This is a genomic window from Acidimicrobiales bacterium (assembly GCA_041394265.1).
Lineage (GTDB): Bacteria > Actinomycetota > Acidimicrobiia > Acidimicrobiales > SZUA-35 > JBBQUN01.
Map to the genome: position 1 here is coordinate 1,188,607 of JAWKIO010000005.1, position 14,797 is coordinate 1,203,403.

Annotated in this window: 16 protein-coding genes; 9 read left to right on the plus strand and 7 right to left on the minus strand. The window is 66.8% G+C overall.

Annotated elements, in window-relative coordinates:
• The first annotated feature begins 209 nt into the window (after positions 1-209).
• The 5 genes from R2733_05715 to R2733_05735 all read left to right on the plus strand — a co-directional run bounded on the left by R2733_05715 (position 210) and on the right by R2733_05735 (position 4,547).
• A complete protein-coding gene (locus R2733_05715; protein ID MEZ5375993.1) occupies positions 210-902 on the plus strand; it encodes a response regulator transcription factor in 693 nt (230 codons plus the stop codon).
• Positions 899-2,320, plus strand: a complete 1,422-nt coding sequence (locus R2733_05720) for an ATP-binding protein (protein MEZ5375994.1) — start codon at positions 899-901, stop codon at positions 2,318-2,320. The genes R2733_05715 and R2733_05720 overlap by 4 nt, the downstream gene beginning before the upstream one ends.
• Positions 2,317-2,856, plus strand: a complete 540-nt coding sequence (locus R2733_05725; protein ID MEZ5375995.1) for a ferric reductase-like transmembrane domain-containing protein — start codon at positions 2,317-2,319, stop codon at positions 2,854-2,856. The genes R2733_05720 and R2733_05725 overlap by 4 nt, the downstream gene beginning before the upstream one ends.
• 104 nt (positions 2,857-2,960) lie before the next feature.
• Entirely contained in the window at positions 2,961-3,716 is a 756-nt protein-coding gene (locus tag R2733_05730) for an FMN-binding protein (protein MEZ5375996.1), read from the plus strand.
• A 30-nt stretch (positions 3,717-3,746) separates the two neighbouring features.
• Positions 3,747-4,547: an FAD:protein FMN transferase gene (locus tag R2733_05735; protein MEZ5375997.1), complete on the plus strand. Its 801-nt coding sequence runs from the start codon at positions 3,747-3,749 to the stop codon at positions 4,545-4,547.
• On the opposite strand, the gene efeB is transcribed toward R2733_05735, so the two are convergent.
• The 3 genes from efeB to efeU are packed head-to-tail and all read right to left on the minus strand — an operon-like array spanning position 4,526 to position 7,779.
• The gene (gene efeB / locus R2733_05740) at positions 4,526-5,776 is read right to left on the minus strand and encodes an iron uptake transporter deferrochelatase/peroxidase subunit (GenBank protein ID MEZ5375998.1); all 1,251 of its coding nucleotides are present in this window, start codon (positions 5,774-5,776) and stop codon (positions 4,526-4,528) included. The two genes, R2733_05735 and efeB, sit on opposite strands and share 22 nt — an antisense overlap.
• Positions 5,773-6,921 carry an iron uptake system protein EfeO gene (gene efeO / locus R2733_05745; GenBank protein MEZ5375999.1) on the minus strand — a complete coding sequence of 383 codons (1,149 nt, stop codon included), beginning with the start codon at positions 6,919-6,921 and terminating at the stop codon, positions 5,773-5,775. Before efeO ends, efeB begins: the two co-directional genes overlap by 4 nt.
• 12 nt (positions 6,922-6,933) lie before the next feature.
• Positions 6,934-7,779, minus strand: coding sequence for an iron uptake transporter permease EfeU (gene efeU, locus R2733_05750; protein MEZ5376000.1), 846 nt, complete (start codon positions 7,777-7,779; stop codon positions 6,934-6,936).
• 152 nt (positions 7,780-7,931) lie between these two features.
• Between efeU and R2733_05755 the strand changes: the two genes are divergently transcribed.
• Together R2733_05755 and R2733_05760 are read left to right on the plus strand one after the other, a co-directional pair.
• Positions 7,932-8,417 (plus strand): helix-turn-helix domain-containing protein, encoded by a 486-nt coding sequence (locus R2733_05755; GenBank protein ID MEZ5376001.1) that lies wholly within the window; start codon positions 7,932-7,934, stop codon positions 8,415-8,417.
• 68 nt (positions 8,418-8,485) lie between these two features.
• The gene (locus tag R2733_05760) at positions 8,486-8,758 is read left to right on the plus strand and encodes a hypothetical protein (protein MEZ5376002.1); all 273 of its coding nucleotides are present in this window, start codon (positions 8,486-8,488) and stop codon (positions 8,756-8,758) included.
• A gap of 22 nt (positions 8,759-8,780) precedes the next feature.
• Here the strand turns inward: R2733_05760 and R2733_05765 are convergent, their stop codons facing one another.
• From R2733_05765 to R2733_05780, 4 genes are read right to left on the minus strand one after another with little or no spacing between them, the layout of a single operon-like run.
• Positions 8,781-9,992, minus strand: coding sequence for a CoA transferase (locus R2733_05765; GenBank protein ID MEZ5376003.1), 1,212 nt, complete (start codon positions 9,990-9,992; stop codon positions 8,781-8,783).
• Positions 9,989-11,155 (minus strand): acyl-CoA dehydrogenase family protein, encoded by a 1,167-nt coding sequence (locus R2733_05770; GenBank protein ID MEZ5376004.1) that lies wholly within the window; start codon positions 11,153-11,155, stop codon positions 9,989-9,991. The genes R2733_05765 and R2733_05770 overlap by 4 nt, the downstream gene beginning before the upstream one ends.
• Before the next feature lie 3 nt (positions 11,156-11,158).
• Entirely contained in the window at positions 11,159-11,512 is a 354-nt protein-coding gene (locus R2733_05775; GenBank protein MEZ5376005.1) for a hypothetical protein, read from the minus strand.
• Between the two features lies 1 nt (position 11,513).
• Positions 11,514-12,293 (minus strand): enoyl-CoA hydratase/isomerase family protein, encoded by a 780-nt coding sequence (locus tag R2733_05780; protein MEZ5376006.1) that lies wholly within the window; start codon positions 12,291-12,293, stop codon positions 11,514-11,516.
• A gap of 144 nt (positions 12,294-12,437) precedes the next feature.
• Between R2733_05780 and R2733_05785 the strand changes: the two genes are divergently transcribed.
• A complete protein-coding gene (locus R2733_05785) occupies positions 12,438-12,689 on the plus strand; it encodes a hypothetical protein (GenBank protein ID MEZ5376007.1) in 252 nt (83 codons plus the stop codon).
• A gap of 89 nt (positions 12,690-12,778) precedes the next feature.
• Positions 12,779-14,794, plus strand: a complete 2,016-nt coding sequence (locus tag R2733_05790) for a protoglobin domain-containing protein (protein MEZ5376008.1) — start codon at positions 12,779-12,781, stop codon at positions 14,792-14,794.
• Positions 14,795-14,797 lie beyond the last annotated feature (3 nt).

Genomic DNA, 14,797 nt, shown 5'->3' on the forward strand with positions numbered 1-14,797 from the left:
GTGCTCGATCTGGGTCAGCCGGCAGGAAGGCCTCGAACCGCACGATATGGCCGTGACTCGGCCGAATGATCAACCAGGACCACAACTTGTCCTCCACTCGAGATGGAACCAGGCCCAAATCTGTGCCCCCGCTGAGTGCCGGCTGAGGACATACGTAGAACAGCACCCGAAACACCCGCAGCGAACACACGGCCTGTCACAATCAAATCATGGCCACCGCAACGCGCATCCTCGTCGTCGATGACGAACCCTCGCTGGTCGACGCCGTCTCGATGGCGCTCTCCTACGAGGGGTTCGACGTCACCGAGGCCCGTACCGGCCGGGCAGGACTGACCGCCTCCCTCGAAGGTGACTTCGCACTGATCGTGCTCGATGTGATGCTTCCCGATCTCGACGGCTTCGAGATCGCTCGACGCCTTCGCTCCGGCGGTGTGACCACACCGATCCTGTTCCTGACGGCGAAGGACTCGCTCGAGGACAAGGCCGCCGGATTCGATGCCGGCGCCGACGACTACCTCACGAAGCCGTTCTCGCTCGCCGAGCTGATCATGCGGGTGAAGGCCATCCTGCGGCGATCCGGTGCCACCCCGGAAGCCGAGCAGAACGTCCTCCGATTCGCCGATCTCGAGCTCGACGTCGACGGCCACCTACTCCGGCGAGGAGGGAACGTCATCGACCTGACCGCCACCGAGTTCAGCGTGCTCGAATACTTCATGACGAACCCCGGCCGAGTGTTGTCGAAGGCACAGATCCTCGATCACGTGTGGCACTACGACTTCGACGGTGACTCCAACATCTGCGAGACCTACGTCAGCTACCTGCGCAAGAAGCTCAACGAGTACGGACCACCGCTGATCCACACCGTTCGACTCGTCGGCTACGTCCTGCGCGAGCACCCGTGACCCTGCGGCTACGGCTCCTCATCGCCACGACGATCGCCGTCCTGGTCGGCCTGGCCATCGTCGATGCCACCACCTATCTGGTGTTCAATCGCTCGCAGCTCCGCCAGGTCGACGATTCGCTCGATCGCGCCCATCCACCGATCGAACTCCTCGCCGAGAGCAACACCGAAGCGTCGTGGTCGGCCATTCCCCAAATCGCGCCGGGCCACTACGTTGCAATCCTCGACGAGAACAACTCCCCCTTGTTCATCTCGGCGGGCCGACGAGCCGGCGACGACGATGTCAACGTCGACCTCACGCAGGTTGACATCACCTCCCAGTTCCAGACCATCTCGCAAGGTCACGACAACAGCGTTCGGGTTCGAGTCGATCCGCTCAGCACGGGCACGACGCTGGTGGTCGGCGAGTCACTCCATCAAGTACACGAGACGGCAGGTCGCCTGCTCGGGGTCCTCCTGATTGCGAGTGCCGTGGCGATCGCGCTCGTCGCCGCCCTCAGCTGGATCCTCGTGCGCGTCGGTCTGCGCCCACTCCGAGCCGTCGAGCTGCGGGCTGCCGCCATCACCGACAGCGACCTGGCCGATGTCCGGGTCCCGGGCGCCGACGCCTCGACCGAAGTCGGCAGCCTCGCCGCCGCGCTCAACGCCATGCTCGATCGTCTCGACGTCGCTCGCAGCGAGCGGGAGCAGACCGTCGCCGACCTGACGGCCTCCGAGGCCAGGATGCGCCAGTTCGTCGCCGATGCCTCGCACGAGCTGCGGACGCCGATCGCCGCCACGGCCGCCTACGCCGAGCTGTTCGAGCAGGGCGCCCGGGATCGACCGGCCGATCTCGAGCGAGCGATGGCGGGCATCCGGAGCGAGACCGATCGAATGTCGGCGCTCGTGGGAGACCTCCTGCTCCTGGCCCGCCTCGACGAGCACCAGCCGCTGGGTCATGCAACGGTCGACCTCACCGAGCTGGTCTTCCAGGCCGTCGACACCGCACGCACGATCGACCCCAGCCGCCCCGTTCGACCGTCGGTCGACGGCGTGATCACGGTGAACGGTGACGCAACCCGACTCCGACAGGTCATCGACAATCTCCTGGCCAACGTCCGCTCACACACCCCACCAGGCACACCTTGCACGGTCTCGCTCACGCTCGATGGGAGCGATGCACTGCTGAGCGTCAGCGACGTCGGCCCAGGTGTGAGCGACGAGCAGCTCACCAAGCTGACCGATCGCTTCTACCGAGTCGACCATGCCCGCACCCGAACGACCGGTGGCAGCGGACTCGGGCTCTCGATCGTCGACTCCATCGTTGCCGCCCACGGCGGGTCGATCAGCGCATCGCACCATCAGCCGACGGGATTGACGATCAGCGTTCGGCTGCCCAATGCCGCCTCGCTCACCCACACCGAAGGGGACACCGAATGAACCAACTCATGTGGTACCTGACCCGCTCGACCGGGATCGTCGCCGCCGTGCTGATGGTGCTGGCGCTGCTCTGGGGTTTCCTGTTCTCGTCTCGCACGACCGGCAGACGGTTGCGGCCGGCGTGGTGGCTCGACCTCCACAACTGGTTGGGAGGGGCCTCGCTGGTGTTCACCGCGCTGCACATCGCCACCACCTACCTCCAGTCCGACTCAGGCATCGCCCTGATCGACATCTTCGTTCCCGGCAAGGCCAGCCAGACCTGGCCGATCGCCTGGGGTGTCGTCGCCACGTACTTGATGGCGCTGACCGTGTTCACGACCTGGCCCAAGAGGCTGGCGAATCGCAAGCTTTGGCGCTGGCTCCACCTCACCTCGGTCGCCGCCACCGGCCTCGCCCTGTTGCACGCCTATCAGACCGGCAGCGACAGCAGCCGGTTTCCCTTCCGGATCGGCGTCGCCATTCTGGCCGGCATCGCCGTGTACGGCCTCGGGGTGCGCGTGGCGCTCCTCGCCGAGAAGCGCCAGCTGAGCAGCTGAGAGAGCATCCGTTCGGTCCCTCCCAATGGCGTCGAGTGAAACTCTCAGCTGACACTCAGGTCGTCCTCACGCCACCTTGAGGTCCGGCCTTTTGACTTGACTGCATGTCCGAGTCGCACGACACCAACCGCAACGCCGCCGACCTCGACGCCGCTGTTGCTGCCCGCCTCGAGCGACTGAACGCTCGGCGGGCCACCTCCGATCCTCGCTCGGCTGCCCGGCAGCCGACTCGTCCGCCTTCGGCGGCGGCCCCGTCGACCTCGCAGGCCGGGCCGCCGCCGAAGCGCAAGCGTCGCCACGCCGCCGCCGGCGCCCGCCAGGCGGCATTGGCGCTGAGCCTGGTCACCACCGGTGGGCTCACCTACGCGATGTCGATGTCCCCTGCTGCTGACGCCTCCGTTGCCGCCGGTGCGGCGGGCGTGGTCAGCGCAACTCCTTCTCCGGTGACGGCAGCCCCCTCCACATCTGCCGACGCCGCAGCGGCGGGAACAGCTGAGGCTGCTGTTCCCGCCGCACCCTCCACCACCCAAACACCGACGACCTCGACCCCGCCGGCCACCACACCGATCGTGGTCAACGGCGCCGCCTACTCGAACCGCTGGGGCATCGTGCAGGTGCAGGCCACGTTCGATCCCGATGGCACCCTGACCTCAGTCACCACGCTGCAGACCCCCGATGGTGACCGCAAGAGTGTCTCCATCAACAACCGAGCCGTTCCGAAGCTCAACTCCGAGGCACTCAGCGTCCAGAGCGCCAATGTCGACACCGTGTCCGGTGCGACGTACACCTCGAATGACTACCGTCGATCCCTGCAGTCCGCCATCGACGCCGTCCAGGCCAGCGGAATGCTCACCGCCTGACGCCATGACCTCCTCACGACCATGAAGCCCGTGCCGACCTCGGCTCGCGGTGGCCGCCACCATGTCGAAATCGTCATGGGCATGGCCGTCAGCATCGACGTTCGCGACGAGATCAGCGGCGAGGCGATCGACGATGTCGTCGCGTGGCTGCACCACGTGAATGGCGTGTTCAGCACGCACGACCCCGACACGCCCATCAGCGCGATGGGACGGGGCGAGCTGTCGTTGGCCGATGCCGGCGACGAGATCCGGGAGGTGCTCCGGCTCTGTGAAATGGTGAGCGAGGAGACCAACGGCTGCTTCGATGCGTTCGGCATTCCCGCGCCGAATGGCACGATGCTCGAGACGTCCGGCCTGGTGAAGGGTTGGGCGATCGAGCGAGCCGCGGCCATCCTCGAATCACACGGGGCGGCCAACTTCTGTGTCAACGCCGGTGGCGACGTGGCCCTGCGAGGTCGGCCGACGCCGGGCGCAGAGGGTGGAGATGCAGAGTGGCAGGTCGGTATCCGCCATCCGGTGCTCGACCAGGAACTGGCGCTGGTGATCCATGCGGCCGGACGCCTCGGTGTCGCCACCTCTGCCACCTACGAGCGGGGAGCACACATCTACGACCCCCGACTCGGACAGCCGACGACCGGGCTTGCCAGTGCGACAGTTGTTGGACCCGACCTCACCATGGCCGATGCGTACGCAACCGCCATCTTCGTGATGGGCCTCGATGCCCTCGACTGGGCGACTGACCACCCGGACTACGACCTCTTCCTGATCACCCACCAGGACACGACCCACTGGACCGAGGGGTTCAATCGCTACCGCTCGAAAAGTAGCTGACCAACGTACTCGCCTTCGCCGATGCCCGGCGGGATCACGAAGATCGCGGAACCGGTGGGCTCCAGGTACTCGTTGAGCGCATCGCTTCGAGCCAGGTTGGTCTGGATCGGAATGAAGTGCCGATCAGGATCTCGGGTGTAGGCGAGGAAGAACAGGCCGGCGTCGAGCGTGCCGAGCGCGGTGGAGCCGTCGGTGAAGTTGTAGCCGCGTCGCAACAGGTGGCTGCCGCCGTTCTGGTCGGGATGGGCGAGACGGACGTGCGAGGCGGTGCCGATCAACGGTGAACCGTCGGCGCCCGCTCGCTCGAAGTCGGGGGTGGTGAACTCGTCGCCGCCCGAGAGCGGCGCACCGACCTTCTTGTCGCGACCGGTCACCGCCTCCTGCTCCTGCAGCGACGTGCGGTCCCAGGTCTCGATGTGCATGTTGATACGGCGAGCCACCAGGAACGAGCCATCGGCGAGCCAGTCTCCTGCCGAATCATCGGCCTGTACCCACACGAACTGCTCGAGGAGTTCGTCGTCCTCGGCCTTCACGTTGTTCGTGCCGTCCTTGAAGCCGAACAGGTTTCGAGGCGTCTCCTGGGCGCTCGATGTGGAGGCGGTGCGCCCGAACCCCAGCTGTGACCAGCGCATCGCCACCCGACCGAACCCGAGGCGGGCAAGATTGCGCACGGCGTGGAAGGCCACCTGCGGGTCGTCGGCGCACGCCTGGACACAGAGGTCACCACCGCTTCGTTGCGGGTCGAGGTCGTCGCCGGGGAAGTGCGGCAGCGAGCGGAGCGCGTCGGGGCGGCGGTCGGCCAGGCCGAAGCGGTCGCCGCGCTCGTCGTCGGCGAACAGCCCCGGACCGAAGCCGAACGTGATCGTGAGGTTCGCCGCCGCCAACCCGAAGGCTTCGCCGGTGTCCTCGGGCGGTGCGAGGTAGGGACCGTCCATGGCGCCGAACTCCCCGACGTCGAGCCCTTTCGTCATGGCGACGGCGGCGCTCGTCCAGTCCTGGAGGAGGGCGATCAGCTCGCTGCGGTCGTCGGTCGTGATGTCGAAGGCGGCGAAGTGAAGGCGGTCCTGGGCCGGAGTGACGATGCCCGCCTGGTGGCGGCCGTGGAACTCGATGACCGAACCTGCCGCCGATGCGGCGGCGTCACCTCGACTGCAACCGCCGACCCCCAGGGCGACCGCGGCCCCCGTGCCGCCGGCGGCGGCGATGAAGCGACGTCGGGTCAGACTCACAGCACGACCGCAGCCGTCAGCTCGGCCAGCGGCTCGCCGAGCGCCTGTACCGCCGCCGCCAGGTCTCGCACCTCGGCGTCGGACAACTCGGTGTAGAGGACGAAGCCGCCACCAGACCGGTGCTGATCGAGCAGCGCCTGCAGCGACTCGAATCGGGTCGCCAGTGTGTCAGCCAGTTCATCATCCTTGGTTCGCAGCGCCGGCTCGAGCGCCTCGAACGCAATCCGGGCACCGTCGACGTTCGCCTGGAAGTCCCACAGATCGGTGTGCGACCAGATCTCCTCTTCGCCGGTCACCTTGCCGGTCGCCACCTCGTCCAGCAGTTCCTTCGCCCCATTCCCCAGCTGGGTGGCGTCGAAGGTGAGCTCCTCGACTCGGGAGGCCAGGTCGGCGGTGTCGGCAACCAGTTGCGCCGACAGCACGCTCCGTTCGTCGTCGCTCAGTGGCGTGTAGCCGGCATCGGGCGGCCACAAGTCCTTCTCGATCGTGTGCCAGCCGGTCCACTCCTGCCCGGGCTCGAGGTCGGCCTCGCGCAGGTCGAGCTTCGGGTCGAGATCCCCGAACGATTCGGCCACCGGTTCGATCCGCTCCCAGTGCGTTCGGGCGTCGGCATACAGAGCACGAGCCTCGTCGTCGGCTCCGGCGGCATACAGATCGGCGAATTGCTCGGTCTTGTCGACCAGCTGCGACACCTGGTCCCGCACGTACAGCCGATACTGCTCGGTGGCCGTTGCGATCAACTCCTCGGTCTCGCCCGCGTCGGCCACGCCGTCGGCTCCCGAATCGGTCACCGTGAACCCGCCACGGATGCCGTCGCCCGTCATGTTCGGCTTGCAGGCCGTGACGTAGCTGCCCGGAGCGACCCGGACCACGAGGTTGCGGGTGATGCCGGGACCGATGTTCTCGACCTCGCCGATGATCCGAAGACCGTCGTCGGCGAGGAGGTAGAACTCGGTCACGTCGGACCCGCCGTTCTCGACCTCGAACACGACGTTGCCGCTCGGTGCCTCCGTGGCAGAGACCTCGCAGGCATCGGCGGTACTACGAACCGACACCGTGCCCGAAGCGCTCGTGGTGTCATTCGATGCACAACCGGTGACCGCAGCGAGTGCGACGACGCCGATGATGGTGCGGGATGGGGACATGGATGCTCCTGATCAATTCGAGTGGGTGACGGAGACCGGTGAGGTCGCCGGTCTCGGCGTGGGCCGGACGGCGATGACGAAGGCGACGAAGACCGGGATCACGTAGGCGATCCAGGCAATGGCCTCGAGCCAGGTGGTGCGGGGCGAGAAGTTCACCGTGCCCTTGAGGAGCGTGCCGTACCACGAACCCGGCGGAACCACGCCGGACACGTCGAACGCGACGGCATCGAGACCGGGGAGGATGCCGGCCTCCTGGAGGTCGTGGATGCCGTAGGACAACACACCGGCGGCGATGAGGATCAGGAATCCGCCCGTCCAGCGGAAGAACTTCGCCAGATCGAGCTGCAGGGAACCCCGGTAGAGAAGCAGGCCCAGCGCGATGGCGACACCCAGCCCGAGCGCCGCACCCGTGAGCGGTTGGGTCGACGAGCCCGTTGCCTTCGCAGCGGCCCAGAGGAAGAGCGCCGTCTCGAGCCCCTCACGCCCGACGGCCAACAGGGCGACCAACGCCAGCTGGTGGCCACCGACCGCCACGGCGTCGTCGATTCGGCCTTCGAGCTCACCTCGCAAGTGGCGGGACGACCTTGCCATCCAGAAGATCATCCACGTGACGAAACCGACGGCGACGATCGACAGGGTGCCGCCGATCGCCTCCTGTGCTTCGAAGGTGAGCCCGCGGGGTCCGAACGTCAAGGCCGCCCCGGCGGCAAGGGCAACCACGACAGCCAGCGCCACGCCGAGCCACACCTGGGCAAGCTCCGACCGCCGGTCGGTGCGGACGAGGTAGGCCACGAGCATGCCGACGACGAGGGCAGCTTCGAGACCCTCGCGAAGGCCGATGAGGAAGTTGGCGAGCATGAGTTCTCATCTCGATCAGACTGAACAATAGATGTTAAGAGACCTTAATCATGGTCATTCAGACTTCACAACCTTCAGCAGGGGAGGAAGGGGTGCCACGTCGACACGTCAACCCGATTCCATGATGCAACCCGGCGACTACAGTGGCGGGGGTGAAACGCACCGACACCTCCGACTGGCCGTGCACCATCGCCAGGAGCGCAGCGCTGCTCGGCGACCATTGGAATCTGCTGCTGATCCGGCAGGCGTGCCTCGGTACCCGTCGGTTCGACGACTTCCAGCAGGAACTGGGCATCGGCCGCAACATCCTCACCCGGCGCCTCACGCTGCTCGTCGACGAAGGACTGATGACACGAGTGGAGTACTCCGAGCACCCGCCTCGTTCGGAATATCGACTCACCGACAAGGGCCGAGATGTCTTCCCGATTCTCGCAGCCATGGCCGCGTGGGGCGATCGCTGGCTGGTCGGGCCCGAGGGCACGCCGCTGATCCTGCACCACACTTCGTGCGATCACGACATGCAGGCCGTCGTCGTGTGCGATCAGTGCGACGAGCCGATCGACGTTCGTGCCGTCACCGCCTCGCACGGGCCGGGCTTCGACCCTTCCCAGGGTCCGGCGCCGGCAACGAGCGACTGACCAGCTCGTGTAACCGGGCGACGATCGGATCGTCAGGAGCGGTACACCACCTCACCAAGGAGACCGCCATGAAGATCAGCTCGGAAACCGCACAGGCGCTCGGCGCAAAGCTCTCCGCACTGGACCTGTCCGACGAAGAGGGCGCCCTCCTCACCGTGCTGCTGACCGAGGACGCCGAGGTTTCCGGGTTCGGAATCCAAACCCAGAAGATTGGCGGCACCAGCTCGAACTACACCGAGGTCGAGTGGACCTACTTCCGCCGTGACGTGGTCGGCCTCCTTCCCAAGGCCTGGAAGCCCGAGGCCGACTCCTACCTCACCATCACCATGGAGAACACCTGATCGAGTCGCGCTGGATACGGCCCTACCACGGCGGCCTCGGCCGAATGACCAGCTGCTGGTCGAGCGCAGCGATGGCCGTATCGTCGAGTCCGCAGAGTTCGCCGAAGACGGCCCGATTGTCGGCACCGAGCTCGGGGAAGGCCTCGAGTTCGACCAGGTCGCTGCCGTGCCACCGGATCGGGCTGTGCGGGAGCGGGATCGTCCCCATCCCCGGGTGATCGAGCCACTGCAATGCCCGCCGGCGGTGCTGGGCCTCGTCGTTCACCACCTCATCGATGATTCGCACGGCGGCGGCCGGCACGTGGGCGGCCTGGAGGGAGGCCACCACATCAGCCCGCCGCCGCTGTGAGGTCCACGACTCCACCAGGTCGTCGACCTCGTCCATCGACTGCGCTCGACCCGCATGTCGCCGAAGGCGCTCGTCGCTACGAAGATCGGACCGCTCGATCACGTCGAGCACCGATCGCCAGTGCCGGTCGGTCACCGCGATCAGCGCAACATGACCGTCGGCACAGCGATACACGTTGTAGGGCGACAGTCCGAGACCGGCGTGGCGATTGCCGGTTCGCATCGTCGTGCCCGTCTGGGCCCATTGGCTGAGCGCGGTAGCCAACGTGAAGTAGGCGGCATCGGCCATCGACGTCTCCACCGAACGGCCCAACCCGGTTCGCTCCCGCTCGAAGAGGGCGGTGGTGATGGCCCCGTACAGGTGGGCACCGCCGAGGAAGTCGATGTAGGCGGCGCCGGACTTCAGCGGCGGCTCACCCTCGTTGCCGGTGACGCTCATGGCGCCGGTGTGAGCCTGGACGGTGATGTCCATGGCCGGCGCCGCATCGTCGGTCACGGCGCCGTCGAGATCGCGAACGCCGAATCCCGAGCCGTGGGCGTAGATCAATCCAGGGTGGTCGACCGAGAGCTGTTCGAAGCCGATCCCCAACCGCTCCGGCACCCCGGGTGCGTAGTTGACGAGGACGACGTCGGCGGCCCTCGCCAGGCGGTGGAAGAGCGCCAGCCCGTCGTCGAGCTTGAGGTCGATGACTACCGACTCCTTGCAGGAGTTGAGCATCGCGAGCGGAAGCGATGGTCCGCGACCGCGCAAGGCCTCACCCACCGGAGGCTCCACCTTGATCACGCGAGCCCCCGCCATCGCCAGCAGGAACCCGGCGTAGGGGCCCTGATAGATCTGGCCGAGGTCGAGCACGGTGATGCCCTCGAGCGGGAGCGGTCGGCTCACTTGAAGCTGCCGCCGATCAGCTCCCGAGCCATGATCAGGCGCTGGACCTCGCTCGGCCCCTCCCCCACCCTCCGGATCCGCAGCTCGCGATACCAGCGTTCGAGCGGCAGATCCTTCGTCATACCGAGGCCGCCGTGGATCTGCATGGCCCGATCGATGACACGGCCCGACGCCTCGGTGGCGACCAGCTTGGCCATCGCCGCCTCGGTGCGAAATCGCTCGCCCCGGTCGGCACGCTGGGCCGCTTCGAGCACGCAGTAGCGGGCGTGCCGGATGTCGATCTCATTGTCGACGATCATCCACTGGACGGCCTGCTTCTCGGCCAACGGCCCGCCGAAGCTCTCGCGGTGACGAGCCCACTCGATGGTCATCGCCTGGGCCTTCACTGCCACACCGATACAGCCCGCCGCGTACGGGATGCGTTGTCGGCTGAGACGGTCGTTGGCGATGGCGAACCCGCGGTTGACCTCACCCAGCACCTGATCGGCCGACACCCGCAGCTCGTCGAACGAGATCTCGGTGGCGTAGTGCGTCGAGCGCAGCGTGTGGACCACGCGCACGACGTTGAAACCCGGCGTGTCGGTATCGACGATGAACGCCGTGACACCGTTGCGGCCAGGATCGTCTGATGTCCGGGCGAAGACCAGCGCGAAGTCGGCCCTGTCGGCTCCGGAGATGTAGAGCTTGGATCCGTTGATGATCCACTGGTCGCCGTCGGGCGTTGCCCGCGTGTGGATGGCCCGGGCAGGATCACTGCCGCCGGATGGCTCGGTCAGCGCGAAGCAGCCCTTCTTCTCCCCTCGCAACGCCGGGTAGAGATAGCGCTCCTTCTGCTCGTCGGTCGCCTCGTAGAGCTGAGCCAGGCCGGCACCGCCGAACGTGCCGTAGCACGGGTTGTACAGGCCGGCTCGATGCTGACTCATCTCGATGGCCATCAGCGCACGAGTGGTGACATCGAGCCCCGGCCCCCCGAACTCTGCGGGGATGTCGAGTCCATAGAACCCCATGGCTTTGGTCTTTGCGACCAGCCGATCGGCATCCTCGGGTTCGAGCGCGCCGGCATCGGGATCGAGATCGGCCTCGAGCGGCACGATCTCGTCGGCGACGAAGCGCCGCACCGTGTCGACGATCATCTGCTGTTCGTCCGATGGTCGGTAGTCCATCGTTCAGGCACCTCCGTGGGCCCGGGTCGGATCGAGGTGCAATCGCCCGACGTCGTGTCGCTGGTCATTCGCCGAAGGAAGGTCGCCGTGCTCGGCGACGTGCACCATGAGCAACTCCTCGAAACGAGTGAGGTAGCCGTGGGTGAACTCGTGGCGGAACTGTGTTCCGGTGCCGGCGGCGAGTTCGTCGTGCAGCGCCGACCGCATGCCGAATGTCGATCGTCCGCCGGCGTAGCCGATCTTGACCACCGCGCCCGTCTCGTCGCCGATCTCGTAGACGCCGAGCTGCGCCGGCAGCGACTCGATCGTCACCGGATCGAGTGGACGCCATGGTCGGTCGAGCCACAGGCCACGCATGTCATTCGCCTCGGAACGTCGGCGATCGCTTCGCCAACCGAGCGGCGATGCCTTCCTTGGCGTCGGCGCTCTGTCGTGCCCGCTCGACCAGTGCGTCGACATCGGCGTGTTCGATGGCGTCACGGAAGGTCATCTGGCGGAGGAGCACGGACTTCATCGCTCGCAGGCTCAGCGGAGCATTGGCGGCCAGTCGGTCGACAACACCAGCGACTGCGTCGTCGAGGCCGGCAGGATCGACTGCGGCGTGGATCAGTCCGAGGTCGGCAAGCTCGGCGGCGGGTAGTGGGTCGCCGAGCAGGAGCATCCGCCGAGCGAAGACCGGGCCCCCGACTTCGACCAAGCGCTTCGCCAGGAACCACGTGGGTGCAAGGCCGATCTGCGCCAACGACATGCCGAACCGGGCCGTTGACGACGCAACGACGAAGTCGCAGTGCAGCGCCAGTTCGTTGCCGCCGGCGATTGCATCGCCCTGTACCGCAGCGACCACCGGTAGGGGGTAGCGCTCGACAGTCGCCAGCAGTGCCTCGATCGGCGAGGCACTCTCGGCCATCCCGTTGTGCTCACGTTCCTTCAGGTCGACACCGGAGCAGAAGACCGTGCCCTCGGCGCGAAGGACCACGACTCGTTCTTCGGCCGGCGGTTCGGCGTCGAACGCGAGACGGAGCTGTTCGAGCATCTCGGCGTTCAGCGCGTTGCGACGCTCCGGCCGGGCGAGCGTGACCACGCGGACGGCTCCACCCTGCTCGTTGCGCTGGCGAACCAGCCCGTCCCCATTCCCCATCACCGCGAAGCTAGTCGGCTTCCCCGGCGACGTCCCGAACTCGTTTCACCCGATCGGGGGATCGACACCCTTCACGACTCTTGCTTCAGTCAGAGCCCCGAGAGGATCTGGGCGGCAACACCAACCCGAGGGCAGGAAGATCAGATGAGTCGACGCAAAGCACTGCACGCCATCGTGAGTGACGGCGCGCACGATCAATGGCACGACGCGGCAGCGAGCCATGGTGTTTCGGTGACAGCGATGCTCGAAGTGCTGGCCCACCGACTGCCCTCGGGTGACAATCAGAACGACGGTCACGACGTCCGCATCGACGACGAGTTGGTCGAGCAGGCGCGGAAGATCGATGCACAGCGGCGCAGCCGAGTGGTGGGTCGAAGGCATCACCTGATCGAGTGATTTCTCCTGTTCACCGAGACTGAAGCCCCGGGAAACGTAGCCTCAGGTCCGTGTCAGATCGCAGCGATTGGCTAGGACGAAGCGACGGCTTGACCGCACGCGAGTCGCAGGTCATTGCCATGTGTGCCGACGGTCTGAGCAATCAGGAGATTGCCGACGCACTGTTCGTCAACATCGAGACGGTCAAGAGCCACCTCAAGCGGGCCTACGGGCGTCTGGGCTTGCGGAACCGGGCAGAGGTGGCCACCTATGTGCACCACCATCGTGAGGCGGGAAGGTTCGCGCCCCGGGTCGGCAGGGCGATGACGCCCGAGCCCATCGCTCCGCAGCTCGGACTCAGCGATGCGGTGCTGGCGGAACGGCGTCACCTGATGGGCTTGTCGTCGACGAGTCGGGCCTCACTCACCGATCGCGCCGACGACGTCGCCGCCGGCAGCGCCGCGTACGCCGACCGGCTGATCGCTCGCTGGCTGACGGCACCGACGACGGCGCCCTATCTCGAACAAGATGCGGTGGCCAAGCGGCTTGCCGAGCACCAGGCCCGCTATCTCGAATCACTGTTCGGCAGCGACCTCGGAGGCGAGCACGTCGAGATGGTGCTCCGCATTGGTGCGACACACCACCGCCTCAAACTCCCACCCCAGTGGCATCTGGCTTCGTACGCGCATCTCATCGGCGAGCACCTCGGCCTTCTCTTCGACCGTGCGGGCAGCGTGCACGGCTTCCTCGAGACCGTCGACGTCCTCGTGCGCTCAGTGCTGTTCGACACGAGCCTCATGCTCGACGCCTACGAGATGCACCTCGTGCAGGAGATCCTCGACGACGAGGCAAACCGACCGACCGCGTCCGACTCGTACGAGACCGACGAGGGGATCGATGCCGAGCACATCGGAACGCCGGTGGTTGCCGCCTCGATGTCGCGCCTGGCCGCCGACCTGACCCAGGTCGGCGTTCGACGCGACTTCATCGGCCTCGATGCCGACCGGCTATCGATCCTGCGTCGCATCGCCCCCGAGATCGAGCAGGCGATCCCGGCCATGCTCGACGATTTCTACTCACTCGTCGCCGAGACCCCGTCGACGGCCGAACTGGTCGACGATAGCAGCATCGACCGGCTGATCAACCAGGTCGACATCTACTGGCGAGACCTCCTGCACAGTCGGTTCGACCGGGGCCATGCCGCGTCGCGCATGCGGGTGGGCATGGTGCACGAGCGGATCGGCCTGGCACCCCAGTTCTACGTGGCGGGACTCGGGCGGCAGTTGGGCGGGATCCTCCATGCGCTCGAACGCGATCCCTCGCCGGTCGATGCCGTCGATGCGCTGCTCCGGGCGGTGTTCTTCGACCTGACCTTCGTGATCGATGCCTACGTCGAGGCCCGCGCGAACGCGCTCACCCAGACCGATCGGTTCGCAAGCCAGCTCATTGCCGGCTTGTCGACCGGCATGGCGATCGTGGACGTCCGCAACCGGATCGAAGTCGTGAACCAGCAGCTGCTCGACCTCGTCGGCATCCCTGCTGCGATCGCCCACCGCATGCCGGTCGCCGATGCGCTTCCGTTCGCCGGTATCGACGAGTTGGTCGACGCCGTCCGCCAGTCGGGCGGCCAGCGTCGTTCGATCGTGGTCGCCTTCCGTGACACCACGCTTCGCCTCACGATGGTCGGCCTCGAGCTTTCCGCCACCGGACGGGTCGGGATGGTGGTCGACGACATCGCCGCCATCGTCCGTCTCGGCGAGGAGCGAGCCCGCGAACAGCAGCGGTTCCTCGAGGTGCTGTCCGCCGTCGGGGCCGTGGCATGGGAGATCGACCGAGACACGCTGCTCGTGGTCGCCGTGTCGGCCGGCTCGGCGCCGCTGCTGGGCGGCACCGAGGAGGAGCTCCTGGGCCGGCTCGTGTTCACCGATCTGATCGATGGCCCCGATCGCCGCGCCTTCGAGGAGACATGTCTCAAGCTCGGTGACGGCGGGGCCTCGCAACTCGATCACGGACTCCGGCCGGTGCATGGGCCGACTCGACGAGCTCGAACCACGCTCGCCGCAAGCAACGACCGCTTCGGCAACCCGACGATCAGTGGTGTGTCGATCCTGGTGGCCGACGACTGAGGT